Origin of the sequence: Paenarthrobacter sp. NPDC089988 (assembly GCF_044748465.1) — a bacterium.
Lineage (GTDB): Bacteria > Actinomycetota > Actinomycetes > Actinomycetales > Micrococcaceae > Arthrobacter.
Genome location: NZ_JBIVGD010000004.1, coordinates 86,007 through 109,671 on the forward strand (window position 1 = coordinate 86,007; position 23,665 = coordinate 109,671).

The window sequence follows — 23,665 nt, forward strand, 5'->3', positions numbered from 1 at the left end:
TTTCAGTGGTGACTCATGGCCTTGATGTGCTGGGCGAGGTAGCTGAGGCCGTCTTCCATCTTGGTCTGCCAACTGATGGTGGCTGCACGGAGGTCGGCCGCATCGATCGCCTCGAAGATTGCCGTATTCTGCTCCAGGATCTTCCTGGGCGAGAACGTGTACCTCGCACCGAGGACAGCGAAGTGCATGAAGGCCTGTTTGGTGAGCGTCTCCATGATGGCTGGAATCCGGCTGAGGCCGGAGGACTCGAACAAGGCGATCTGGAAGTCCATGTCCAAGTGGTGGGCCCTCGCTACGTCATTGCGGCGGACGCTGTCTTCCAGTTCTTCGAGGTGTTTCCTGACGCGGGAGCGGGCTTCCGGACTCCACCGGCTGGCAGCCCTGACCACGATTGCCCCCAAGGCACGGCGGGCCATGTACGTTTCCGTGATGTCATCCAGGGTGGGTACCCGGACCACCACGGAGTCGGACCTGGCTGCAGTGACCAGGCCGTCTTCGGTGAGGGCCCGGATAGCGGAACGGACATCCCTCACCGGCGCCCCCAGCAGGCGGCTCAGGCTACCGATGGATATTTCGCTCTCCCCGGAGAACGTGCCATCCACCAGCCCCTGGCGGATGGCACCCAGAATGTCCTCGGCCAGGACGGTCCACGGCTCCGCAATGTCCACGTGACGGGCTTCCGCGGTGGCAGTGTGCTTCCGGTCGATGGTCCACGCGAAGGGTATCCGCCCGCCGTGATACCAGCGCCGGATACGCCACTCAAGGTCGGCCAGGTGCTCTCCGGTGGGCACTTCCGGGAGCATGTCCAAGGCCGTAACCAGCTTTTGCCACTGCCAGGCATCGTTGATCCGCACGGTCGGTTCGTGCCCGGCTGGAGCTGCAAAGTCACCACTGGCCAGGATGATCGCATCGTCAAGACTGAGGCCATTGGAGGACAGCAGTGCCCACAACTTCCCGTCCTGTCCGGTGGCACCCTTTTCCTCCACGGAGCTTCGGAGAAGATCGGCGGCCAGCATCGCGCGTGCCCGTCTCCTGCTGTTCGCGGAAAGCCCTGCGGGATACCGCACGCGGGCTGCCCGGACGGGGCTCAGGACCAGGCATGATCCTGTGGGTCCCACGGCGAAACCAACCAGGACCATGTGTCGTTCGCCCAGCAGGGTACTGATGGACCCAACCAAGGAGTCAGGCCCCGAGACCTCCCGCCACGTCCGGGCAACGAACGATTGGCTCACGCCCACTGCTTCGGCCACCTGTCGGCTGGAACTCTTGGTTGACTGCATCCAGAGGGGCGCAGTCAGGACCGCACGTTTGAGCTCACGCCGATCGCCATCACCCACCATGCGGCAAGTCTAGGCAAGCGCACAGTGTGACTCAAAGACTCATTTCCGGAGCTGTTGCCGGCATAGCTATTTCTTTCGCCTAGTGCGCCACCAATCATGGAGACCTGGGATCCGGCACCACGGATTCCCCAAACCCCCAAGCGCACTTCAAGGAGAGCACTATGTACGATGTCGCCGTCATCGGTGGAGGTCCGGCCGGACTTGCCGCCGCCTACAACCTCGAGCGCGCTGGCCAGCGAGTGGTGCTCCTGGAGGAAACCGGGCGGCTCGGTGGGCGCGCGAAGACCGTGGACATCGCTGGGGAACCGGTGAACATGGGCGCCATGTTCGTCTACGCGGGAACCGCTTCCCATGAACTGGCCCTGGAACTCGGCGTCCCGCTGACGCCGTTTGAACCCACCACCTTTGGCCTGCATGTCAACGGAGAGACCGTCGTCGCCAATGACAACGATGACTTGGTCAACCGGCTTCCCCTCTCAGAAGAATCCCGGGAGGCATTGCGGACATTCATACAGCGGGCGAGCTCGGAATACTTCGCCAATACCGTGGATGGCCAACTCCGGCCGGCGACGTCGGGCTTCGGGGACGAATCAGCCCAATCACGAATCGACGGATTGCCCAAGGATGTCCAGGAACTGCTGACGGCAGCCATCAGGGGCGGGTCTGTTGCTCCGCCGTCGGAACTCAGCGCCACCTACGCACTCCGGTACTTCGCGAGCTATCTGGTGCAGGAAAAGAAGAACCGCGTGGTGTCCCTGGGCGGCATGGAGGCGATTCCCTCGGCATTGGCAAGGTCATTGCAGCACACGGAAGTGCTCCTCAACCACCGGGTGGAGTCCGTCACGGAGAATGCCGACGGGACCTGGAGCGTGAATACTGCAACCGCTGGCCCCGGAGACGCAGCATCTGGTATCGATTCGCGCCTGCATGTCCTTGCGAAGCACGTGATCATGTCCGTCCCTGCCCCAAGGATTGCCGGAATGGTCCACTTGCCCGATTGGAAGCTTGAAGCACTGAATGCGGTTCAGACACCCGGCTCCACCGAACTCGGAGTGGTGGTGGACATCAGCTCGCCGGAGCTTGCCCACATTGACGACTGGGCCTTCATTGCCGCCGCCGGACGGGCCTTCGACGTGGTCATCAACCCGCGGCCCGGCCGCAAGGACGGCACGGCCCAATTCGTCTGCTACGGCAATACGGCCGGGTATATCAAGGAAGCCAACAACCCTTCCTCCGGCGTGCTCGAAGAGTGGCTCGAGGAGTTCCTCGCTGTTGCACCACAGTTACGTGGACACATCGTCGGCGCCGAGATCCAGTCGTGGGAGCACTGCTTCTCCCTGCTGACCCCTACGCGTGCCGCCGCCCTTCCGGCGCTGCAGGCTCCGATAGCCGACACCCTGCATTTCGCTGGCGACTACTCCTCCGAAACGGCCGGAACGCATGGAGCGTACGCCGAGGCCCAGAGGGTCAGCCAGCACATTCTGAACGCTGTTTCGGCACAGGTTTCCTGACTTCGAAAATGACGTCCAGAACCTATTGCATTAATCATTCAATAATGTATTCTTTAGATGTGATCAGGACCACAGGCATTTGAGGTCCACTTCACACCGACCCTCCGCCACCAAGCACCAGCGGGCCGGATCGGTACAGGCCAACATTTGGCCTCTGCAGAAGACGTCCACATCAGCGGGACGCTCGGAAGCTCATACGAGTCATCTAATCGAAGGAACCAGAAATGGGCTTAAGTTTTGGCACGAAAGCTCCCCCTACGGCGCTCACTGGCGAGGTCGAGGTGGCCGGGCTGGGTAAGAAGTACGGGGTCATCCAGGTCTTGAAGGACGTGAACCTGTCCATGGCTGAGGGTGAGGTGGTTTCGATCATCGGGCCTTCCGGGGCGGGCAAGTCCACGTTCCTGCGGTGCTTGAACTACCTGGAGACACCCTCGGAGGGAACCATCTCCATCGGCGGCGCGACGGTCGTCGCTGGTGGGTCACGGCTGCCGGACAAGGCCAGCCTGGATCACTTGCGGCGGGTCACGGGCATGGTGTTCCAAAGCTTCAATCTGTTCCCGCACCTGACCGTGATGGAAAACATCACCCTCCCCCAGCGCAAGGTCCTGGGCTCCTCGAAGGACCAGGCCGAAGAAGTCGCCAACAAACTCCTCAAGCGTGTGGGTTTGCCGGACAAAGCCGCCGCGTACCCGGCGAGGCTTTCGGGTGGGCAGCAGCAGCGCATCGCGATCGCCCGCGCCCTGGCCCTGTCCCCCAAGGTGATGTTGTTCGATGAACCGACCTCGGCCCTGGACCCGGAAATCGGCCTCGAAGTCCTCGCCGTCATGCGGGACCTCGCCGATGAAGGCATGACCATGCTGGTAGTCACCCACGAAATGCACTTCGCCCGGGACGTCTCGGACCGGATCATGGTCATGGGCAACGGCGGGGTCCTGGAAATCGGGCCCAGCGAACAAGTCATGTCCGCCCCGGAGAACGAACGCACCCGCCAGTTCCTCAAAGCCGTCCTGGACCGGTAAGCCATGATCACCCAACTTCTGGCCTCCATCGCCCAAGGCGTCGGCCAAACCCTCTACGTCACCGGAGCCTCACTCCTGTTCGGCGGGATCATCGGACTCGTCCTGGTCGGCGCGGCCCGCTCCCCCATCGGAATCATCCGCACCGCCGCGTCCCTGTACATCAACATCGTCCGGGTCATCCCCCCGATCACCTGGCTGTTCCTGATCTACTTCGGCCTCCCCCAATACGCGCTCCGCCTGACCACCATCCAGGCAGCCATCATCGGGTTCTCCATCATCGCCTCCGCGTTCATGGCCGAAATCTACCGCTCCGGTTTGTTGAGTATCCCGGACGGGCAACGCGAAGCAGCCCACGCCCTCGGCATGTCCTCCATCACCACCGTCGCGCACGTCATCACCCCCCAAGCGTTCCGCGTCGCACTGCCCGCGATCGCCACCTACGGCATCGGACTGCTGAAAGACTCCGCCCTGGCCTCCACCATCGGCGTCCGCGAAATCACCTACTACGCCCAACAATCAGCCAAGCAAACCCACGAAGGACTGCTCTCCTTCGTCGTCGCCGGCGCCCTGTACATCATCATCAGCCTCATCGTCGCGCTCATCGCCCGCCGCGTGGACCTGAAACTGCGCAGAAAGATCGGAGTAGCGTGATGGACCTGATCAACCAATGGCTCGGCTGGATGCCCAACCTCACCCCAGGCCTGGGCGTCAGCCTCCAACTCACCGGACTCTCCCTCCTCTTCGGCTTCCCCTTCGGGCTGCTCCTGGCCGTCATGGCCGAAGCCAAACTCAAACCCCTGCAATGGATCAGCTTCCTCTTCGTCGAAGTCGGCCGCGGCCTCCCCGCCCTGGTACTGCTCTACCTGCTCTACTTCAGCCTCCCCGACGCCGGCATCACCCTGACCTCCCTGACCACCGCCATCATCGCCCTGACCTGGAACACCGGCGCCTACGCCTCCGAATACTTCCGCGCCGGCATCGCCTCAGTACCCCTCGGCCAAAAAGAAGCAGCCCTCACCACCGGGCTCCGCGGCTGGACCGGCTTCCGGCTCATCATCCTCCCCCAAGCCCTCCGCATCTCCACCCCACCCCTAGCCGGCCTGGCCGTCCTCGTCTTCCAAGGCTCCGCCCTCGCGTTCGTCATCGCCGTCCCCGAACTCATGTCCAAAGCCTTCGAAATCGGCTCCATCACCTTCGAATACCTCTCCGTCTACACCCTCACCGCCATCATCTACGGCACCCTCACCCTCATCTTCCTCGCAGCCGTCAAACTCCTCGAAAACCGCCTCGGCCGCCACCTCCAACGCAACTAACACCCGCACCACAACCAAGCCCCACCGTTTCGCATCAGCCCACCCGGGGACACACCCCAAGTAAAAGAAAGAGTCACCATGTCCCGAACAACCCGTTCCCTCGTGCGCGTACTTTCGGCCGGCACCGCCGCCGGCCTGGTCGCCCTCTCCCTCGCAGCCTGCGGAGGCGGCGGCGACACCTCAGCCGGCTCCGGCGACTGCACCCCCGCCCACAAGGACCTCAAGACCCTCACGCAGGGCGAACTCACCGTAGCCAGCTACGACTACGCCCCGGCCACCATCCTGAACGGCGACTCCGTCACGGGCATGGAAGGGGACCTCATTGCCGAAATCGCCAAGATGGAATGCCTCAAGGTCACCGTCAGCACCTCCGGCGGCGCGGGCGCTGTCATTCCGTCCGTACAGTCCAAGCGCGTGGACATCGGATCCGGCAACTGGCTCCGCACCAAGGAACGTACCAAGATCGTCTACCTGAGCACGCCGCTCTGGAGCGACCCGCAGGCCATCGTGTCCAAGACCGGACTCACCAGCGACGACCTGCAGGGCAAGAAGATCGGCTCCGTGGCGGGCAACCTCTGGAACGACTCCATGCAGAAGTGGCTTGGCGACAACTTTAAGATCTACCAGGACGACGAATCGATCTACGGCGACCTCAAGGCAGGCCGCATCGACGCCCTGGTGGCCTCCGCCGCCTCCGCCAAGTACCGCTTCAAGGACGCCCCGATCGAAGGCGCCACCGTGGTGGACGTCAAGCCGAACGCGAACGTCCCGCAGTTCGCCAGTGTAGGCCAGGTCATGCTGCCGTCCGCATTGGACAACGACACCCTCGGCAAAGCCTTGGACGAGGACATCCAGAAGCTCCGTGAAAACGGCACCATCAAGTCGATCCTCGAGAAGTACGGCATCGACCCCTCCGTCGGCGAGCCGGGCGAGCCCAGCCTGCTCTAACAGCAGCACCCCAAACAGAACAAAAGGAACGACGCCGGGCTACCACCCGGCGTCGTTCCTTTGCGTTTCCGCCCCACCCCAGGGCGAAGACCCAGCCGTCGTCAGCGGGCGTCCGGGGCCAGTTCCCGTGCCCGACGCAAAAGTCGCCTGAGGGCTTCTTCGTGGAGCCGCGACGGATCCTTGAAAGTGATCGCCGCAGCCCCCACCTTCACGTCGCCCAACTCGCTGGCCCAGCTTTGCACCAGGTAGCCGCCCTCACCCGCAGCATTGACGTAAATGCTGAGATGCCGGCTCTGGGCAGCCAGACCCACCAGGAACCAGTCAACAGCCTCACCCTTGGGCCGGGGCTGGCTGATCGCTCCGTAGCCGATGATCCGTTGCTCAGTGCCACCCCACATCGGACCTTCCCAGAGGACGCGCTCAAGCCCGGCGAGTTCTTCGCGGATCAGGGCATCGAGTTGGCTCAACGCGGGAGGAGAGGAAGGCAAGGCCAGGAAATCATCTACATCGACGTTCGAACGCTCCACGGACCCAGTATCACAAAAAAGCGCGCACCCGGGTATGTCCGGGTGCGCGCTCTGTGATGCCCTGTGCAGGCTGTCTAGCCGCGGTTGTACATCACATGCTTGGTACGGGAGAAGTCCTCCAGGGCGTAGATGGACAGGTCGCGGCCGTAGCCGGAGCCCTTGAAGCCGCCCCACGGAACCTCGTTGGCGATGACCAGATGCGAGTTCACCCAGACGGTGCCGAAGTCGAGCTGGCGCGGCACGGTCAGCGTGCGCTGTGCATTGTTGGTCCACACCGACGCCGCCAGGCCGTAGACGGTCTCGTTGGCGCGGGTGACGGCTTCCTCGTCAGTGCTGAAGGTCTCCACGGAAACCACCGGTCCGAAGATTTCGCTGTACGTGATCGGGGAACCGGCGGGGACACCGGTCACCACAGTGGGCTCGATGAAGTAGCCCGGCCCTTCCAACGCGTTGCCGCCCACAGCGATGGTGTGGCCGTCCTTGCGGATGTCATCCAGCGCGGCCAGGACCCGCTCGTAGTGCGACTTGGAGATCATGGAACCAATTTCGGAGTCGGCCCCGGGCGCACCTACGGTGATCGCGCTGATTTCCTTCACCAAGAGCTCGGTGAACTTCTCCGCAACGGACTCGTGCACCAGCACGCGGCACGCAGAGCCGCATTCCTGGCCACCGTTCCAGAAACCGGCAGAACGGACACCCTCGGCAGCTGCCTGCAGGTCGGCGTCGTCAAACACCACCACGGGCGCCTTGCCGCCGAGCTCAAGGTGGACGCGTTTGACCGTCGAAGCGGCGTTGGCGGCCACCTTCTGGCCGCTGCCGACGCTGCCGGTGATTGCCACGAGGTCGACGTCGGGGTGCTCGGACAGGCGGTTGCCCACCACCCGGCCGGGTCCGGTGACAATATTGACGACGCCGGCGGGAACCTCGCCTGCGATCAGCTCAGCGAGCTTCAAGGTAGTCAGCGGTGTCTGCTCGGACGGCTTGAGCACCAGGGTGTTGCCGGCAGCCAGGATCGGTGCGATCTTCCAAACGGCCATCAGCAGCGGGTAGTTCCACGGTGTGATCACACCGACCACACCTACCGGCTCGCGGAACACCACGGAGGTATGGTTTTCCGCGTAGTCGCCGGCACCCAGCGCGGTGAAGGCCCGGGCAGCGCCTGCGGAGAAACGGAAGGTGTCGATCGCGCTGGAAATGTCATCTTCGGCCACGGTAGCAGGCTTGCCTGTGTTGGCGGCCTCCAGGTTTTCCAGCAGCTCGCGGTTTTCCTCGACGATGTCCGCGATCCGAAGCAGGATCGTGGAGCGGTCTTTTGGCGTCTTCGCTGCCCACTCCGCCTTCGCTGCGACGGCAGCCGCGACGGCGGCGTCCACATCTTCAAGGGAGCCGGCCGGCACCTGGGTGATGACTTCCTCGGTAGCCGGGTTGACGACGTCGACCGTTTCCTCGGAGGTGGAGGGCACGAAGCTGCCGCCAATGAACTGGCCGAAGGGCGGAAGCGACGGGGCCGGGAAGGCGCCCCCGCGCCGGACAGTGAACAAGGATGTTTCTGTGGTTGTCATGGTGTGCTCAATTCCTTTGCGTTGGGGCTACTTGACGGCAGCGGCGGACTTTTCTTTTTCGTGTTCCCAGAAGTCGGCTCCTTCGATGCCCAAGGCCTTCGGATCGAAGGTGGGATCCAGGCCGAGCTTCCGTTGGCGTTCGTAGTCCCGGTAGATCTTGCGGACCAGCGGGAACAGGAACACCAGGCAAATGAGGTTCACCCAGGCGATGAGGCCCAAACCGATGTCGCCCGCGGCCCAGATGAGTTTTGCGTTGACGATTGATCCGATGAACACGATGCCCATGGTTCCGATCTTCAGGATGTTCTTCCAACCAGTCCCGGTCCGGCCGTCCAGCAGGTACAGGAGGTTGGAATTGGCCACGTAGAAATAGGCCAGGAGGCACGTGAACCCGAAGAGCAAAACCGCGACGGCGACGAAGTCCGCGCCCCAGCCCGGGAGCATCGTATCGATCGCTTCCTGGACCCAGTTGGCTCCGGGAGGAACACCCGGGAGGTTGTTCGCCAGGAAGCCACCGGCGCCGTCGGAGACGTTGTACTTGCCCGAAACCACCATCATCAAGCCGGTGGCCATGCAGATCAGCAGGACATCGATATAGATGCTGAAGGTCTGGACCAGGCCCTGCTTGCCGGGGTGTGAGGTACGTGCCGCAGCAGCCGCGAACGTGGCCTCACCGAGGCCGTTCGAGGACGCGAAGACTGCACGGCGGACACCCCAGGCCACTGCTGCACCGGCGATGCCGCCCATGACGGGGTGGATGCCGACGGCCGACTGGAAGATCAGGACAACTGCATCCGGGACCTTGTCCACGTTGATGGCGATGACCGCCAAAGCCAGGAGCAGGTAGCCGATGGCCAGGACAGGGACCAGTCCTTGGGTGACCTTGACGACGCGGGTAGTGCCGCCGATGATGACCAGGCCGATCAACACGGTCACCAGGATCGCCGGAGCCCAGGTGGGCAAGCTGAAGGCCTTCTCTGCGCTGGCGGCAATCGTGTTCACCTGCAGGCCGGGGAAGACGAATCCGTACCCGATCACACCGAGGACTGCGACGATTGCACCGACTTTCGGGAGCTTCAGGCCGTACTTGATGTAGTACGGCATGCCGCCGATGTCCTCGTTGGCCTTCCTGCGGTCCTCGTCGAGGACCTGGCGCTTGAAGGCCTGGGACAGTGCGGCTTCCGCGTATCCGACGGTGCAACCAACCAAGCCGGTGACAGCCATCCAGATCAGGGCGCCGGGGCCGCCGGCGCTGACGGCAGTGGCGACACCGGCGATGCTGCCCACGCCAACGCGGCTGGCCAAAGCGAGGACCAAGGCCTGGAAGGAGGACAGGCCGCCATCGCCGTGTTCAGTTTCCTTAAGCTGGCGCAGCATGTCCGGGATCCTCCGGAACTGGATGCCCTTGGTGGCTACGGAATAGGCGATGCCGAGGCCCAGGACAACGTAGGCCATGGGCGCCCAGATCACGTCGGAAACGCCGGACAAGAACTCCGCGAAGTCGAAGTCACCCATGCGTTATCCGATGTTCTGCTTGATCGAGGCCAACTTCGCCAGCGCCTGCTGCACCTTGGCGAGCTGGTCGGCGTCGAGGTCTGCCGTGGGGCGCTTCGGCGATCCCGCGGGGAGGCCCTGCAGGGTGAGTCCGGCCTTGACCGCGGGAATGAACGGCGAAGACAGCAGCGCGTCGATGACCGGGTAGACGGCCTTCCACAGCTCGAGGGCACCTGCAAGGTCGCCTTCGTTGATCCGGCGGGTGACGGCAACAATCTCGTCAGGAACCACGTTGGCCGTGCCGGCCATGACGCCTGCCGCGCCTTCGACGAGGGCGCTGTAGAGGTACGCGTCCCAGCCAATGAACGTTCCGATCACGTCGCTGTGGTGGTGGATGAGCTGGAGTGCCTGCTCCCAGTTGGCGCTGGAGTCCTTGATGTAGCGGATGTTCTCCACTTCCTCGGCGAGGGAGCGCACGGTTGCCGGGTCCAGGTTGATACCCGTGACCGGCGGGATGTTGTAGAGCATCACCGGGATGCTGACCGAGCGGGCAACATCCTTGATGTAGGTGACGGTCTCTTCGAGGGTCAGCGGCTCGTAGTACGGCGTGATGAGCATGAGGACATCGGCGCCGAGCTGTTCGGCTGCCTTCGAGAGACGGATGGCCTCGGCCGTGGATGTGGCACCGGTGTTGGCGATCACGGGGACGCGGCCATTCGCCTGTTCGATGACCGTCTTGATCAGGAGCAGGCGCTCCTCAGAGGACAGGGCGCCGACTTCACCGGTGGAGCCGGCCGCGACAACGCCGTCGACGCCGGCATCGATGGAGCGGTCCACAATCTTGCGCAGGGTTTCGACGTCGATCGTCTCGTCCTGGTTGAAGGGGGTGGAGAGAGCGGTCAGAACGCCGCGAAGTTCCTTGGACATGGATTCCTCGTTTCAGTACGTGTGTTGTAGGTATTCAGGGGTTTCAGGCGACGACCGAGAGGCCTGTTGCCGGGGGTGCCTGGCGGTGGGTTGCGAGCACGCTGGCTGCTTCCTGCGCGGCAGAGAAGCCGGTGGTGATGGAGCTTTCGGTGTAGAGCGTGCCCAGGTAGTCGCCGGCCAGGAAGACGCGGTTGGTGCCGCGCATCAGGGTTGACTGGAGCTTGGCGCGGCCCGGGAAGCAGTAAGGGGATGCCACCCGCCAGCGGTCGGTCTGGGCTTCGACCACGCTGTCGGCGAAGCCGCCGCCCAACACCTGGTCGAGGTCGGCGAGGTGGGTTTTGATGACCTCGTCGTCGCTCTTGTCCAGGAGGGCCTTGCCGAGCGCCGCAGGGGAGAACGTCATGAAGCTGCCGCCGGGCTTGCGGACGGTCTCCGTGCCACGGACAATGCTGGCCTGGTTCAGGGCGATGGCGAAGGAACGCTTGGGGGCCGCGATGGCGTAGATGTCATCCCAGGGACGTGCTGAGGTCTCGTTGGTCAGGAAGGCCGTGCTGACGTGCGGGCCGTACTTGATCTGGCTCAGTGCGCCACGGAGTTCCTCGGGCAGGTCCACGCCGATCTTGTTGGATACGTCCGCCGTGGTTGCGAGAACCACTGTGCGGGCTTCCACTTCACGGTCCACTCCGCCCTGGGTGTACCGGACCACTACGGAATCCTGCTTGTGGACTACCTCGTTGACGGTGGCACCCAGCTGGACCCGGTCACCCAATGCAGCGGCGATGGATTCGGTCAGGGTGGACGGGCCGCCCACGATGCCCTGGCTCAGTCCCTGTCCGATTCCCAGGACCAGGCTGAAGTAGCCGATGCCCGCACCTGCGGAAATCTGGTCCATGTCCCCGGCGGAGCGGGTCACGGTGGTCTTGAACAATGCAGCGGCATCCTCGGACAAGTTGCCAATGAAGTCCTGGAACGAGGCGGAGTTCTCGAAGTCGTAGATGCGCTGCTGGCGCATGGCACCGGATTCGCCGGCACGCTTGCGGACCACGCCCGTGTACTTGGCCACGCCGCTGACAACCTTCATGCCGGCCTTCAGCGTGTCAAAGCGGGACGACAGGGACATCGGAATACGGAACGGGTAAGTGGCGATGTGCCCCTTCTTGATGAACTTCCCGTTCATGGACAGCGCCTGGAGCGAACCGGGAATCTGCACCGCGGTGACGCCAACATCGTTGAGCAGGGAGTCAGTGGAGGAACCGGCACCGGCGAAGACGTGGCCGCCCCAGTTCAACCAGTAGTTGCCGCGGCGTTCAGAGCGGATGCGGCCACCAACGCGGTGTTCCGACTCGAGCACCAGGGTGTCCCAGTGCCGCAACCGCCACGCTGCCGAGAGACCAGCGAGACCGCCGCCGACAATAACTACGTCTTTCATGAGCTTGAACTTCCTTGTTAGGGGATCACGGTACGCGGACCCTTGTGCTGTCTTCCTCGGCAGCTGGAGATCGGTTCCGCCAGTTCCTGGAGAGGCTTCTATGAGGTGCATCCCAGAGCCTTGTGCGCCTGGTCACATATAAAAGATACATCATTGTATGATTAATGCAATAGGTCTTTTGGGTAAAAAAATACCCGCCAGGTGCGCGGGGCACCGGCGGGCATTTTTCGCGGAGGGGTCTACTGCTTCAGCGAGATCAACTTCCATGGCATCCTGGCCGGCGTACCTGAAGCGATGTCCAGGGAGAGATCCACGCGTTCCATGTCCTCTTCCAGAAACAGTGTGCCGGAGGCGATTCCAGCATCGTTGGAGGCGATGACCCGACCATTCGGGCCCAGAAGGATGACGGAAGGATCCCGGAGCTTCAGGGCGCGAAGGAAAACGCCTTCGAGTTTTGCGAGGGCCAGGTCGCATCCCAGGACGTGCGTCCCCTGCGGCGTCGACGCGGGCGCGGAGAGCGTGATGAGGTTGACGTTGATACCACCGATATCCACGTACGGTCCCACCGCCACGGAGTGGCCACTCTCCGACGGAGCCGTGAACCACTCCCTGCTGGTGTAGTCGTAATAATTCAGCGACTCAGAGTTGAGGTCGTGCGTCACGAACCGGGGTTCTCCCGCTCCCTGCCCGGCCCGCCACCATTCCAACCAGAGATGCGCCTCGGGGAGGCTGCCGGGTGCGTACGCAATCCCGGCGCCGCCAATGAGTGCAGAGTGGCTCCCGATGAAAGCCGCAAAGTCTGCCTTCAAGTAGGAATAAGCACTGCGGCGGGGAGTACCCGGCGCCGATGCAGCAACCGCGGAAACCGACGCTGCGATTTCTTCAAGGCCCTCGAAGACTCTTCCGACACTTGTTGAGATTGCCTGCGCGGTTCGCTGGAGGGTTTCATGTACAACCGTCACGTCATGCACTTCCGTCGGACTCCATCGTCAATCTCAGGTGCTGGGCTATCAGGTACTCGGTCTCGGTCCGGGAATGGCGCTCGGCAGCGGCCCCCGCGCGGTCAGCGTCACGGTCACGTATCGCGTCCAGGATGGCCAGATGCTGTTCAACAAGCGCTTCCAGATGCCCGGCTTCCTCCGGGTGACCCCACCAGAGCGTCATCAGTTCGGCCTCCAGTTGGAGGGAAGCCGACGTCAGCCGGCTCGATTGCGCCGCCACACTGATGGCCACATGGAAACGACTGTCCAGGCGGCGCTGGGTCCTCGTATCCGTGGCATCCCGATGGCGCTTCACCAGTTCGTCAAGGTGGGCCACATTCTGGGCGTCGGCGCGGCTGGCCGCCAGCCTGGCAGACATGGAGGAAACCGCAGCGCCGAGATCACCCAGGTCGCGAAGCGATTCTGTGCTGGCCTCCTTGAGTTTCCGCTGGAGCTGGGTGTCCGTCAGCTCGATCTGGCCCCGGATGACGCTGCCCCCACTGCGTCCACGGCTCGTTTCGATCAGGCCCTTGGTCCGCAACGCCGCCAGCGACTGGCGCAAGGTGATCGGTGAAATGCCAAGCTCCGCCGCGAGCACCGATTCCGTGGGAAGCCGGTCACCCTCCGTCAGGATTCCCATCAGGATGGCGGTTTCAATCTGGTAGGACACCTGGTCAGCCCGGCCAAGGCCTTCGGGCTCGCTGCCGCGCAACAAGAGCAGCAGGTCAAGGGCACGGGTCGAGAGCGCCGTACTCTCCATGGACGGACCCTCCTTTGGCCGATTCGGGGCGGCGAGGGCACCGGCCCATTCGCTATTTCCTTGAATCTTTTCACATTTACCGGAGGTACGTAAGCGTTCACATTATCCCCCGCGCACGCCAACCCGGCGCCAGCCGGTACATTGAGTTCCTGAGCCTAAATCGGAACGGGGTGAGCAGCTCATCGAATCTTTGGCCGACCTCGCCTACAGGGTGATCGCGGACCGGATCATCACGCTGGACATCCGCCCCAATGAGGCCATCAACGAGTCCCAGCTATCCAAGGAAATGCAGATGGGCCGCACCCCCATCCGCGAGGCGCTCAGCAAGCTCGAGAGCGAACGGCTCGTCGTTACGCAACCACGGAAGGGCTCCTTCGCCGCTCCCATCAACCTGACCGACCTGTTCGAAGTGGCCCAGATCCGCCAGGCACTGGAGCCATTGGCGGCGGGGCTGGCCGCAGGAAACATCCGGCCAGACGGAGCCAACAAGTTGCAGGAGCTCCTCCCCCTCCTTGATTCCCTGGACAGCCGGGCAGTGGACCAGAACGAGTTGATGCGCCTGAACCTGGCGGTCCACCATCTGATTTACGAGATCGCCGGCAACGTCCATCTCGCGGATACGCTGGTCCGCTACGCCCACCTCTCCACCCGCATCTGGTCACAGATCCTTGAGCGACGCCCGCCAGTCGTGGAGCAGACCCGGGAACTGGCCGGCATTGCCCGCGCGATCCTGGCCAAGGACGCCACGCTCAGCCAGTCCTTGATGGACGCCCACGTCCACAATTTCAACGACTTCGTGGCAAGCCAGCGGTAACACTCGAATAATCATTGACCGTGTGGTGGATCACATCCCAGTCTTTGATATATCAACTGTCGTCAGGCTGTTGACAGGATCACGGGCAATCACTCGCCCGCATGTCAAAGGAGCTCAATGGACATCCACGTCGCCATTGATGAAGCGCGTTTCACGCGGTTCCACAAGAAACTTGTCGCCGCCTGCATGGGCGGCCCCATTCTGGACGGCTACATCCTCAGCATCATCGCCATCGCCCTCATCGGCATTTCCGCCGACTTCAACACCAGCGCCCTGGAAACCAGCCTCATCGGTGCATCAGCGCTGGTGGGCATCTTCCTTGGAGCCGTTTTCCTGGGCCCGCTGACCGACCGCATCGGCCGCCAGCTCATGTACACCATCGACCTGTGGGTACTGGTCATCGGTTCGGTCCTGCAGTTCTTCGTCCAGGACCCCACCCAGCTCATCATCGCCCGCTTCATCATGGGCCTGGCCATCGGCGCCGACTACCCGATCGCCAACTCCCTGCTGGCCGAATGGCTGCCCCGGAAACGCCGGGGCCAAATGCTCGGCGTCCTCCAGGTGGGCTGGTTCATCGGCGCAGCATTGGCATCCCTGGTGGGCTACGCCATGTTCGAACTCTTCGGCGGCGAGTCATGGCGTTGGATGCTCGTTTCGTCCGCATTCCTGGGTGCCATCGTCCTCCTCGTCCGACTGGGCACCCCCGAATCTCCCCGCTGGCTCCTCCATCACGGCCGGACCAAAGAAGCAAAGGCCTCCCTCCGGGCAGCCCTCGCGGACCAGCTCAGCGTCGAGCACCTGGTCTTCGAGTCGGAAGCCAAGCCCGCCGCGGAAACCGGCAAGGTCAACCTCCGGGTCCTCCTCCAGCGTCCCTACCTCAAGCGCATCGTCTTCTGCAGCGGCTTCTACACCCTGCAGGTAGGTCCGCTGTTCGCGATCTACACCTTCGGCCCCACCATCCTTGCGTCCTTCGGACTGGGCCACGGCAACGCCTCCAACCTGGGCTCCGTAGTGATCGACCTCGTCTTCCTGGCCGGCTGCATCCCTGCCCTCAAACTGATCGAGACGTGGGGCCGCCGCCCGCTCATCATCTGGTGCTTCGCCCTGATGGCCATCCCGCTTTTCATCCTCGGGTTCGCACCGTCGGCTCCCGTGGGGGTCATCATTGCCTGCTTCTGCGCCTACGCTCTCTTCTCCGGCGGACCGAGCATCCTCGAATGGGCCTACCCGAGCGAGCTGTTCCCCACCAACGTCCGGGCGAGCGCCGTCGGTATCACTACCGCCGCCAGCAGGATCGGCGCCGCGCTGGGCACCTTCGGGCTACCGTTCGCGATCGACGCCTGGGGCATTGGCCCCACCATGGTGATCGCAGCCGTGGTCACCGCCGCCGGATTCTTCCTCTGCCTCTTCCTTGCTGAAGAGACCCGCGGCATGACGCTGGCCCAAGCTGGCGGCGAGCGTACAGCACAGCCCGGCGGCGAGTCCGCAGCCGAGGAGAAGGCACCGGCCCGCGAAACCGTCTAGTCCCTCCAATCCGTGGGTCCACTGCTCCTTCGCTGTTCATTTACGGCGTCACGGGTAGTGGACCCGCGATTTCGCGTTACGGAACTTACGCGCACCGCAGGCTACTTGGCCGAGATCACATGCCAGGGTGGCGCGGCAAGGCCGGCAACGGCCACCGGCACGGCCGCCGAACCACTTCCGTCCCCTTCAAAGCGGGTTCCCGGCGCAAACCGTGCACTGTTGGAAGCCACCACCTTGCCGGATTCGGTCAGCAGGGCAACGTGTTCCGGTCTTCGTCCCAAGCCCCGCAGGAATTCCCGCTCAATGAACTCCATGGACAGGTCCGCGCCGGCGATGGCAACGGTTTCCGCACCCACCAGCACGGGCCGCGAAGCTGTCACGATCTTCATGTCCGCGCCACCAAAGTCGATGTACGGACCGATGAGCTCCGGGTTGCCGGAAGCAAGTGGCCGCTCGAACCAGGTCATATCCGTGTAGTCGTAGAAATTCACTGATGCGGGATTGAGGTTGTGGGGAATGAAGAGGAGCTTTCCCTTGACGAGGCTCCACCATTGGTGCCAGGTGTCCGCGTCGTCCAGCAGTCCGGGCACTACGGAGATACCGGCGCTGTCCACCAGTCCGCCCTGGCGGTCCACCATGCCTTGAACCACGGGCTTAAGGCCCTCGAGGACGCCCCGCGATGTGTCGGCGTGGGAACAGAGCCGTGATGCCTCGTCCGCCACGAGCTCCAGATCCTCGAAGACGCGCTCCAGTTGCTGCCCCACGGACGCCGCGGTCAACGCCAGGACGTTTGCGAGGGAACTCATCGCGAACCTGCCAGGTCGGTGGTCAGGATGTCCAGGTGCTGGTTGATGATCAGTGCGCCTTCCCGTTCAAAATGGGCAATCGCCAGATCCTCTGCAGCCCCGGCATCGCCTTGCTCGATCGCGTCGAGGAGGTGCCCGTGGTCCCGGACGGCCGCAGCCTGTTCTTTCACCCACAACTCGCCCCACGTGAGCGGGGCCAGCTCGGCATGGATTTGGATGAGGTGCGTCGTCAGCCTTCGCGACTGGGCTGCAACCCCCAGGCCAATGTGCAACCTGGCATCGGTTTGGCGCAGCATGTGCTGCTCGGTGGAGGACGCGAAGCGTTGGGCCAGCTTTCGAAGCCTCCGCACGTCCTGCTCATCCGAGCGCTTGGATGCCAGGCGGGCTGCGGAGCCGGCGGTCAGGGCCGCAAGGTCAATGAGGTCCCGCAGGTCATCGCTCTTGCGGGCACGGAGCTCCCGCGCGATGTCCGCTTCCTGGACGGGCAGGGATCCAGTGACGTAGCTGCCACCACCCCGTCCGCGCCGCGTCCCCAACAGGCCTTTGCTGCGAAGGACGGCGAGGGACTGCCTGAGGGTCAGCGGAGAGACACCCATGTGCTCGGCCATGACGGCTTCGGGAGGCAGGCGCTCCCCGGGATTCAGCAAGCCCAGGCCGATTGCGCTCTCAAGCTGCTGGGTCACTTGTTCCGCGCGGCCCGCGTCCGATCCGGTCGGCCGGACCTGGGCGGCCATTTCCAGCGCACGGATGGAAACGGAGCCGCCGTCGATAGTAGGCGCTTCGCTCATCGCTGCCGCTTCCTCCTCCGGCTAACCGGAAAAACAGTTAATGGTGAGTTTTAGCGTACAGCCTCCGCAACCCAGGGATGTAGGAAATAAACATTTAAATTTAAAAACTATTGATCCAATCGCAACGCTCCCCTAGAGTTGTGCCCGTTGCAGCACACGTGAGCCACATCACGTAACGGGGCTTTGAGCGCCGCCGTCGCTGGCACCAAGAACGCAAAGCACAGCCTTCGGAGGTATCCATGAACACTCTCCCCCTCACCGGCCAGGTAGCACTGGTCACCGGAGCCGGCCACGGCATTGGCCGCGCCAGCGCGCTTGCCCTGGCAGAAGCAGGGGCCCTGGTGGTGGCTTCGGACATCGACTTCGGCCGGGCTGCGGAAACGGAGCAACTCATCAAGGCCGCCGGCAACGAAGCCCACGCCGCGATCGCCGACGTCACCGACGAAAAGGCGATGGCCGCCGTCGTGGATGACATTGTCCGCACCCACGGCCGGCTGGATATCGTCCACGCCAACGCCGGTGTCCTCATGGCCGGAACAGCCCTGACGCAGACACTGGATGAGTGGGACAAGACGTTTACCGTCAACGTCCGCGGGACCTTCCTCACTGTCCGGGCCGTCCTGCCGCAAATGATCGCGCAAAAGTCTGGCGCGATCGTCATCACCGCGTCCGTGTCCGGGCTCATCGGCGAGCCGGACCTGGTGGCCTACAACTCTTCCAAGGGAGCGCTGGTCAACCTCACCCGCCAGCTCGCCATCGAGTACGCGGAGCACGGCATCCGCGTCAACGGCGTTTGCCCTGGCTGGATCGAGACAGGCTTCAACGATCCCGTCCTCGGCCACCTGGCCACCGACGAACTGGACCAACTGGTGGACCGCCAGGTACCGCTGGGACGCCAAGGAACCCCGGAAGATATCGCCCCGGCCGTCGTTTTCCTGGCATCGGACGGCGCCAGGTACATCACCGGACAACTGCTCCCCATCGATGGAGGCCTCACCTCAATGTAGCCACCCGGCGGCCACACCCGCCGGGCAACACCCAACTCACCGGCTCCCACCCCAAGGACCATAGCCATGCCAGCTACCCCAACACAAAGCTCCGACGACGAGTTGCTCGCCAACCTCGGCTACAAGCCCGAGCTCAAGCGTTCGTGGTCAGGTTTCTCCAACTTCGCTATTTCGTTCTCCGTTATCTCTATCCTCAGCGGCCCCTTCATCAGCTTCTTCATCGGCTGGAACAACGGCGGCCCCATGGCCATCAGCTGGGGCTGGCCGGTGGTCTGCGCCCTGATCCTGGTTGTGGGTCTCTGCATGGGTGAGCTGGTTTCGGCCATGCCCACGTCCGGCGGAATGTACTACTGGGCCGCCAAGCTCGGATCCCTCAAGTCGAGCTATTTCACCGGCTGGCTCGACTTCCTGGGACTGCTGGCAATTGTCGCCGCGGTCTCCTATGGCTGCGCCACCTTCATCGACGTCACGTTGTCCTCATTCAGCGAAGAATGGGCCGCGGGCTATTCACTGACCAGGGTGTTCCTGATCTTCATTGGCGTGCTGGTTGTGGTGACCCTGCTCTCGATCTTCTCGAGCCACCTGCTGGCCATCTTCAACAACATCTCCGTGTGGTGGCACGTAATCGGCACCGTGGCCATCATCGCCATCATCATCTTCGTGCCCGAGCGCCACGCGAGCATCGCCGACGTCTTTACCCAGCGAATCAACAACACCGGTTGGTTCGACGGCGATACCACCGGTGCCGGCTTCATCTTCCTGGTCCTTCCGCTGGCCGTGATCCTGCCGCAGTTCACCGTCACCGGATACGACGCCTCGTGCCATATGTCCGAGGAAACCAAGGGCGCCTCCAACTCCGCGGCAAACGGCATCTGGCAGGCCATCCTCTACTCGGCAATCGGCGGCTGGATCCTGTTGCTGGGCATCCTCTTCGCGGTGCAGGACGCAGATGCTGTTTCGGCCAGCGGCGGCAGCGTGGTCACGGTGCTGAACCAGGCGCTGAGCGGGCCATGGGTGAGTGCGGTCCTGGTCATTTCCACGGTTGGACAGTGCTTCTGCGCCATGGCCTGCATGACCTCCACCACGCGCATGCTCTTCGCTTTCAGCCGCGACGGCGCCGTGCCTGGTGCACGCTTCTGGACGCGGCTGAACAAGAGCGGCGTGCCGCTGTACAGCGTTGCGCTGGTTGCTGTCTTGGCGATCGTCCTGACCCTGCCTGCCCTGGTGGAAGTGGACATCAACGGTGCACCCGTTCCGGTGGCTTTCAACGCGGTTGTCTCCATCGGCGTCGTGGGCCTGTACTTGGCCTTCGCCATCCCGATCTTCCAGCGGCTCCGCAAGGGCTCGGCTTTCCAGCGCGGAGCGTGGCACCTTGGCCGGCATTACAAGTGGCTGAGCGTGATCGCCGTCGTGGAAATCGTGATCACCACCGTCATCGCCGTCATGCCCACGTCCCCGGGCGGCGTGCCGTGGAACCCGGCGTTCGAGTGGAAGTACGTCAACTACACCCCGTTGGTGGTGGGCGGAACCCTGCTGGTCCTCTGGCTGGCGTGGCAGCTCCGGGTGAAGAACACGTACACCGGCCCGCGCCACACCGTGGACTTGCCCACCGGCCTCACTTCGGCCGATGAGCTGGAGATCGAGCACGAGCATGATCACCCGCACCGCGAGCGGGACGGAGTGGACGCCTAGCCGTACCAGCCATCCGTTTCGCGGGTCACCTGTCCACTTCGCCGTTCAGCAACGGCGTCCAGGCAGTTGACCCGCGATTTCGCGTTACGGTAGCTACAACCTCGCCAGCCGGGTGGCCAGATGCAGCGCAGCGAGCCGGCCCGTACCGCGCGGATCTCCGCCACACAGCTCGAAGATCCGCTGCAGCCGGTGGTGCATGGATTGCCGCTCCAGATGCAGCTCGCGCGCTGCCTGGGCCGTGTTGCATCCGGAATCGAGCCAGACGGTCAGGGTCGCCAAGAGCCCGGATCGCCTCAAGCGGTCATGCTCGACGACGGCACCCAACTGCCGCTGCACGAATCCTTCGCGGGTGGCCGGGTCCAGCGACTCTCCCGCGAGCAGCTCAACGGCGAAGGCCTCTGCATCCGCCACTCCGGCACCGACGAACGGCAGGTCGAGCGTCCGCCTCGCCTCCGCGAGCGACCATGGCGCATCCTCGATCCCCTTCCCCAGCGGCCCCACGGAAAGCGCAGAACCCGCAGGCACATCCAGGGCACGCAGCCCTTCGAGCAGCGCAGTCCGTGCAGCCCCGGCGTCGGCTGGCAGGGCCGCGAGGCCGATCAGCTCAGCATTGTCCGCATAGCTCGCGCTGTGCGTGACGCATCGGTTCAGCACATCGTCCACGGCGGAACGCAGGTGCCCAGCACCCGAAGTACGGATCACGACGGCGGCCACCGCACCGTCCGCAGGGAAGCCCGCGGCCGGACCAAGTTGCTGCAGCTGCCACGGCTGACTGCCGGATTTGATGGCGCGCATGAGTTCGGTTCCGGCAAGTTCCTTCAAGCCCGGCGGCATGCGTTGCATGAGGGCCAGCCCCAGGATGTCCACGGACCGCTCCCCCGCCACGCGCGCCAGGCCGCTGTCACCGTCGTCGGGCACATGCAACTCAAGGCGCGCCGCCAGGACACCCCGCACCGGCACGTCCACAGAGGTGACGGAGCCGACGTCGTCCATAACCATCGAACCCGAGGCGCCCAGTGTCAGGCCCGACGGCGATACCAGCCGCGCGCCGACGCCCGCCTTCCCGGCCAGGACAGCCAGCAATTGGTCCAGTCCGCCGCCGTGGGCAAGTTCGGCAGCCATGGCGTGGCTCGCCTGGTCGCCGCGCTGGAGTTGCTCCACCGATTCGCTCACCAGGAGCGAGTTGATTTCCTGCATCACGCCCACGAACGGGACCACTTGGCGCAACTCGATGACGGGAAGGCCAGCCGCCTGGGCCTCGTCCAGCATTGCTTGCGGGACGCCGGTCAGGGCCGGTCCTGTTTCCAGTGCGAGCGCCGAGATTCCCCGTGCCGCCAGTTCGCGGACGTACCCTGCTTGGCGCTCTGCTGTGACTCCTGCGAGCGCTTGCCCACCACTGAGGAGCAGTTCGCCGCCGTTCAGGAGCGGTGCGATGTCCAGGACTTCGCTGGAGTGGACCCAGCGCACGGGCCGGTCCAACGCTCCGGCGACGTCGTTGAGGAGCAGGGGTTCGGCGGCCTTGAGGCTTGGATACGCGAGCGCTTCGCCCAGGAGAATTGACATGACACTCCGTCACTCTTTGTGGAACCTCTTTAGACACATCGTATCTTGTTGCTGTGATGTGGCGCACATAATCTGAGAGTGTCCCTTTCACACACGGAGGCTCTCCCCATGCAAGACAACCTCTCCCCCGCGCATTCGGAACCAGCTGACCCTGGCCACGCGCAGTCAGGTCCGGCAACGGCGCCGGGCCACGACAGCGAAGCCTGGCTGCAACCCATCCCCGAATCGGACCGCACCCACAGGGTGTCCGGACAATTCTGGATCTGGGCAGGCGCCAACCTTGCGCCGATCAACTGGGTACTCGGCGCACTCGGCATCCACCTGGGCTTGGGCTTCGCGGATACCGTGACAGTCCTGGTGCTTGGCAACCTCATTGGCATGCTGCTCTTCGGCTGCTTTGTCCTCCTCGGCCAGAAAACCGGCGCCACGGGCATGGTCCTTGCCCGCGCCGCCTTCGGCCGACGCGGCAACTACCTCCCGGCGGCCATCCAGGCACTCCTGGTGATCGGCTGGTGCGCGGTCAACACCTGGATCATCCTTGACCTGGTCATGGCCCTCTTCGGAACCCTTGGGTGGGTGGACCCCGCTGCCCATAACTACGGATGGAAGATCGGCGTCGCCACGGCAATCATGGCCGCGCAGGTGGCCATCGCCTGGTTCGGTTACAAGGCCATCGCGGCCTTCGAGCGCTGGACCGTTCCGCCCACCATCCTTATTCTCGCCGTCATGTCCGCCGTGGCCTGGTTCGGCATGAAGATCGATTGGGGCTACGCCGGGCCCGCCGGCAACATCCTGACGGGATCGGACCGTATTGCAGCCATGAGTGCGGTCATGACGGCCATCGGCATCGGCTGGGGCATCACGTGGTTCACCTATGCGGCCGACTACTCCCGTTTCGTCAGCACCTCGGTCCCCAAGCGCAAGGTGTACCTCGCCTCGGTCCTTGGCCAGTTCATCCCCGTCGTCTGGCTCGGCGTCCTCGGCGCCAGCCTGGCCACCAACAGCGGCGAAATCGATCCAGGCAAGCTGATCGTGCAGAACTTCGGCGTCCTCGCGTTGCCGGTCCTCCTCATGGTGCTGCATGGACCTATCGCCACGAACATCCTCAATATCTACACGTTCTCCGTGGCCACCCAGGCCCTGGACATCAACATCAACCGGCGCAAGCTGAACCTCTTCGTGGGCGTCTTCTCCCTGGCGGCCGTCATCTTCTTCATCTTCCAAGAGGACTTCGCCGCCGTGCTGGACGCCTGGCTCATCGGCCTGGTTGCGTGGGTTGCAGCTTGGGGCGGCGTGATGCTGGTGCACTACTTCTGGCTCGAGAAGCGCTGGCCGGCCAAGGTGGAGCGACTCTTCGATCCCGTGGGCACCCACCGACTGCCAGTCGTCAACTGGGCCGGTATCGCGTCCCTCCTCGCAGGCATCTTCGCCACCTGGCTCTTCATGTACGGCCTGATCCCCATCATGCAGGGACCCATCGCCGTGGCCCTGGGCGGCTGGGACCTGTCCTGGCTGGCCGGTGGCCTGACCAGCGCCGCCGCCTACGCCTTCCTGGGACCGAAGGCCCACCGGAAGTTCCTGCTGGCAGATTCCAACCACGTCTCAGCCACCCAGCCCGCGCCTGCTTCCACGCCGGAACCGGCAGCCTGACTACTGCGAAG

At 63.8% G+C, this 23,665-nt stretch carries 21 protein-coding genes; 10 read left to right on the forward strand and 11 right to left on the reverse strand.

Features of this window, described 5'->3' with window-relative positions; genetic code table 11:
- Nucleotides 1–2: 2 nt before the first annotated feature.
- Entirely contained in the window at nt 3–1,340 is a 1,338-nt protein-coding gene (locus tag ACIPV6_RS07350) for a GntR family transcriptional regulator (RefSeq protein WP_400270243.1), read from the reverse strand.
- A gap of 161 nt (nt 1,341–1,501) precedes the next feature.
- On the opposite strand from ACIPV6_RS07350, the gene ACIPV6_RS07355 reads away from it, so the two are divergent.
- From ACIPV6_RS07355 to ACIPV6_RS07375, 5 genes are all read left to right on the forward strand, one after another.
- Complete coding sequence (locus ACIPV6_RS07355; protein ID WP_400270244.1) at nt 1,502–2,851, forward strand: flavin monoamine oxidase family protein; 1,350 nt, start codon at nt 1,502–1,504, stop codon at nt 2,849–2,851.
- A gap of 224 nt (nt 2,852–3,075) precedes the next feature.
- A complete protein-coding gene (locus ACIPV6_RS07360) occupies nt 3,076–3,870 on the forward strand; it encodes an amino acid ABC transporter ATP-binding protein (RefSeq protein WP_400270245.1) in 795 nt (264 codons plus the stop codon).
- A 3-nt stretch (nt 3,871–3,873) separates the two neighbouring features.
- On the forward strand, nt 3,874–4,521 hold the full coding sequence (locus ACIPV6_RS07365) for an amino acid ABC transporter permease (protein ID WP_400270246.1): 648 nt from the start codon (nt 3,874–3,876) through the stop codon (nt 4,519–4,521).
- Nucleotides 4,521–5,183, forward strand: a complete 663-nt coding sequence (locus ACIPV6_RS07370) for an amino acid ABC transporter permease (protein WP_400270247.1) — start codon at nt 4,521–4,523, stop codon at nt 5,181–5,183. The genes ACIPV6_RS07365 and ACIPV6_RS07370 overlap by 1 nt, the downstream gene beginning before the upstream one ends.
- A 78-nt stretch (nt 5,184–5,261) precedes the next feature.
- Nucleotides 5,262–6,131, forward strand: a complete 870-nt coding sequence (locus ACIPV6_RS07375; RefSeq protein ID WP_400270248.1) for a substrate-binding periplasmic protein — start codon at nt 5,262–5,264, stop codon at nt 6,129–6,131.
- Between the two features lie 101 nt (nt 6,132–6,232).
- Here ACIPV6_RS07375 and ACIPV6_RS07380 read toward each other — a convergent pair whose 3' ends face one another.
- The 7 genes from ACIPV6_RS07380 to ACIPV6_RS07410 form a co-directional block, all read right to left on the reverse strand.
- The gene (locus ACIPV6_RS07380; RefSeq protein ID WP_400270249.1) at nt 6,233–6,658 is read right to left on the reverse strand and encodes a hypothetical protein; all 426 of its coding nucleotides are present in this window, start codon (nt 6,656–6,658) and stop codon (nt 6,233–6,235) included.
- Between the two features lie 74 nt (nt 6,659–6,732).
- Nucleotides 6,733–8,220 (reverse strand): aldehyde dehydrogenase family protein, encoded by a 1,488-nt coding sequence (locus ACIPV6_RS07385; RefSeq protein ID WP_400270250.1) that lies wholly within the window; start codon nt 8,218–8,220, stop codon nt 6,733–6,735.
- A 27-nt stretch (nt 8,221–8,247) separates the two neighbouring features.
- Complete coding sequence (locus tag ACIPV6_RS07390) at nt 8,248–9,735, reverse strand: alanine/glycine:cation symporter family protein (protein WP_400270251.1); 1,488 nt, start codon at nt 9,733–9,735, stop codon at nt 8,248–8,250.
- 3 nt (nt 9,736–9,738) lie between these two features.
- Nucleotides 9,739–10,641, reverse strand: a complete 903-nt coding sequence (gene dapA / locus ACIPV6_RS07395; protein ID WP_400270252.1) for a 4-hydroxy-tetrahydrodipicolinate synthase — start codon at nt 10,639–10,641, stop codon at nt 9,739–9,741.
- 43 nt (nt 10,642–10,684) lie between these two features.
- Nucleotides 10,685–12,070, reverse strand: a complete 1,386-nt coding sequence (locus ACIPV6_RS07400; protein ID WP_400270253.1) for a protoporphyrinogen/coproporphyrinogen oxidase — start codon at nt 12,068–12,070, stop codon at nt 10,685–10,687.
- Between the two features lie 239 nt (nt 12,071–12,309).
- Nucleotides 12,310–13,032, reverse strand: a complete 723-nt coding sequence (locus tag ACIPV6_RS07405) for a cache domain-containing protein (protein WP_400270254.1) — start codon at nt 13,030–13,032, stop codon at nt 12,310–12,312.
- 1 nt (nt 13,033) lies between these two features.
- A complete protein-coding gene (locus tag ACIPV6_RS07410; protein ID WP_400270255.1) occupies nt 13,034–13,810 on the reverse strand; it encodes a FadR/GntR family transcriptional regulator in 777 nt (258 codons plus the stop codon).
- Nucleotides 13,811–14,000: 190 nt separating this feature from the next.
- On the opposite strand from ACIPV6_RS07410, the gene ACIPV6_RS07415 reads away from it, so the two are divergent.
- Together ACIPV6_RS07415 and ACIPV6_RS07420 are read left to right on the forward strand one after the other, a co-directional pair.
- Entirely contained in the window at nt 14,001–14,624 is a 624-nt protein-coding gene (locus ACIPV6_RS07415) for a GntR family transcriptional regulator (RefSeq protein WP_400270256.1), read from the forward strand.
- 117 nt (nt 14,625–14,741) lie between these two features.
- Complete coding sequence (locus ACIPV6_RS07420; protein WP_400270257.1) at nt 14,742–16,148, forward strand: MFS transporter; 1,407 nt, start codon at nt 14,742–14,744, stop codon at nt 16,146–16,148.
- A 101-nt stretch (nt 16,149–16,249) separates the two neighbouring features.
- Here the strand turns inward: ACIPV6_RS07420 and ACIPV6_RS07425 are convergent, their stop codons facing one another.
- Nucleotides 16,250–16,954: a cache domain-containing protein gene (locus tag ACIPV6_RS07425; RefSeq protein ID WP_400270258.1), complete on the reverse strand. Its 705-nt coding sequence runs from the start codon at nt 16,952–16,954 to the stop codon at nt 16,250–16,252.
- Nucleotides 16,951–17,742, reverse strand: coding sequence for a FadR/GntR family transcriptional regulator (locus ACIPV6_RS07430; protein ID WP_400270259.1), 792 nt, complete (start codon nt 17,740–17,742; stop codon nt 16,951–16,953). Before ACIPV6_RS07430 ends, ACIPV6_RS07425 begins: the two co-directional genes overlap by 4 nt.
- Before the next feature lie 239 nt (nt 17,743–17,981).
- On the opposite strand from ACIPV6_RS07430, the gene ACIPV6_RS07435 reads away from it, so the two are divergent.
- Nucleotides 17,982–18,749 carry an SDR family NAD(P)-dependent oxidoreductase gene (locus tag ACIPV6_RS07435; protein ID WP_400270260.1) on the forward strand — a complete coding sequence of 256 codons (768 nt, stop codon included), beginning with the start codon at nt 17,982–17,984 and terminating at the stop codon, nt 18,747–18,749.
- A gap of 66 nt (nt 18,750–18,815) precedes the next feature.
- Nucleotides 18,816–20,441 (forward strand): amino acid permease, encoded by a 1,626-nt coding sequence (locus ACIPV6_RS07440; protein WP_400270261.1) that lies wholly within the window; start codon nt 18,816–18,818, stop codon nt 20,439–20,441.
- A gap of 93 nt (nt 20,442–20,534) precedes the next feature.
- Here ACIPV6_RS07440 and ACIPV6_RS07445 read toward each other — a convergent pair whose 3' ends face one another.
- On the reverse strand, nt 20,535–22,004 hold the full coding sequence (locus ACIPV6_RS07445) for a PucR family transcriptional regulator (protein WP_400270262.1): 1,470 nt from the start codon (nt 22,002–22,004) through the stop codon (nt 20,535–20,537).
- A gap of 108 nt (nt 22,005–22,112) precedes the next feature.
- On the opposite strand from ACIPV6_RS07445, the gene ACIPV6_RS07450 reads away from it, so the two are divergent.
- Nucleotides 22,113–23,654 carry a purine-cytosine permease family protein gene (locus tag ACIPV6_RS07450; protein ID WP_400270263.1) on the forward strand — a complete coding sequence of 514 codons (1,542 nt, stop codon included), beginning with the start codon at nt 22,113–22,115 and terminating at the stop codon, nt 23,652–23,654.
- The last annotated feature ends 11 nt before the right edge of the window (nt 23,655–23,665 follow it).

What these genes read in the sequence shown, in the direction of transcription:
- ACIPV6_RS07350 (WP_400270243.1), bottom strand. Translation starts at nt 1,340, where the DNA reads ATGGTGGGTGATGGCGATCGGCGTGAGCTCAAACGTGCGGTCCTGACT.
- ACIPV6_RS07355 (WP_400270244.1), top strand. Translation starts at nt 1,502, where the DNA reads ATGTACGATGTCGCCGTCATCGGTGGAGGTCCGGCCGGACTTGCCGCC.
- ACIPV6_RS07360 (WP_400270245.1), top strand. Translation starts at nt 3,076, where the DNA reads ATGGGCTTAAGTTTTGGCACGAAAGCTCCCCCTACGGCGCTCACTGGC.
- ACIPV6_RS07365 (WP_400270246.1), top strand. Translation starts at nt 3,874, where the DNA reads ATGATCACCCAACTTCTGGCCTCCATCGCCCAAGGCGTCGGCCAAACC.
- ACIPV6_RS07370 (WP_400270247.1), top strand. Translation starts at nt 4,521, where the DNA reads ATGGACCTGATCAACCAATGGCTCGGCTGGATGCCCAACCTCACCCCA.
- ACIPV6_RS07375 (WP_400270248.1), top strand. Translation starts at nt 5,262, where the DNA reads ATGTCCCGAACAACCCGTTCCCTCGTGCGCGTACTTTCGGCCGGCACC.
- ACIPV6_RS07385 (WP_400270250.1), bottom strand. Translation starts at nt 8,220, where the DNA reads ATGACAACCACAGAAACATCCTTGTTCACTGTCCGGCGCGGGGGCGCC.
- ACIPV6_RS07390 (WP_400270251.1), bottom strand. Translation starts at nt 9,735, where the DNA reads ATGGGTGACTTCGACTTCGCGGAGTTCTTGTCCGGCGTTTCCGACGTG.
- dapA (WP_400270252.1), bottom strand. Translation starts at nt 10,641, where the DNA reads ATGTCCAAGGAACTTCGCGGCGTTCTGACCGCTCTCTCCACCCCCTTC.
- ACIPV6_RS07400 (WP_400270253.1), bottom strand. Translation starts at nt 12,070, where the DNA reads ATGAAAGACGTAGTTATTGTCGGCGGCGGTCTCGCTGGTCTCTCGGCA.
- ACIPV6_RS07410 (WP_400270255.1), bottom strand. Translation starts at nt 13,810, where the DNA reads ATGGAGAGTACGGCGCTCTCGACCCGTGCCCTTGACCTGCTGCTCTTG.
- ACIPV6_RS07420 (WP_400270257.1), top strand. Translation starts at nt 14,742, where the DNA reads ATGGACATCCACGTCGCCATTGATGAAGCGCGTTTCACGCGGTTCCAC.
- ACIPV6_RS07425 (WP_400270258.1), bottom strand. Translation starts at nt 16,954, where the DNA reads ATGAGTTCCCTCGCAAACGTCCTGGCGTTGACCGCGGCGTCCGTGGGG.
- ACIPV6_RS07430 (WP_400270259.1), bottom strand. Translation starts at nt 17,742, where the DNA reads ATGAGCGAAGCGCCTACTATCGACGGCGGCTCCGTTTCCATCCGTGCG.
- ACIPV6_RS07435 (WP_400270260.1), top strand. Translation starts at nt 17,982, where the DNA reads ATGAACACTCTCCCCCTCACCGGCCAGGTAGCACTGGTCACCGGAGCC.
- ACIPV6_RS07440 (WP_400270261.1), top strand. Translation starts at nt 18,816, where the DNA reads ATGCCAGCTACCCCAACACAAAGCTCCGACGACGAGTTGCTCGCCAAC.
- ACIPV6_RS07445 (WP_400270262.1), bottom strand. Translation starts at nt 22,004, where the DNA reads ATGTCAATTCTCCTGGGCGAAGCGCTCGCGTATCCAAGCCTCAAGGCC.
- ACIPV6_RS07450 (WP_400270263.1), top strand. Translation starts at nt 22,113, where the DNA reads ATGCAAGACAACCTCTCCCCCGCGCATTCGGAACCAGCTGACCCTGGC.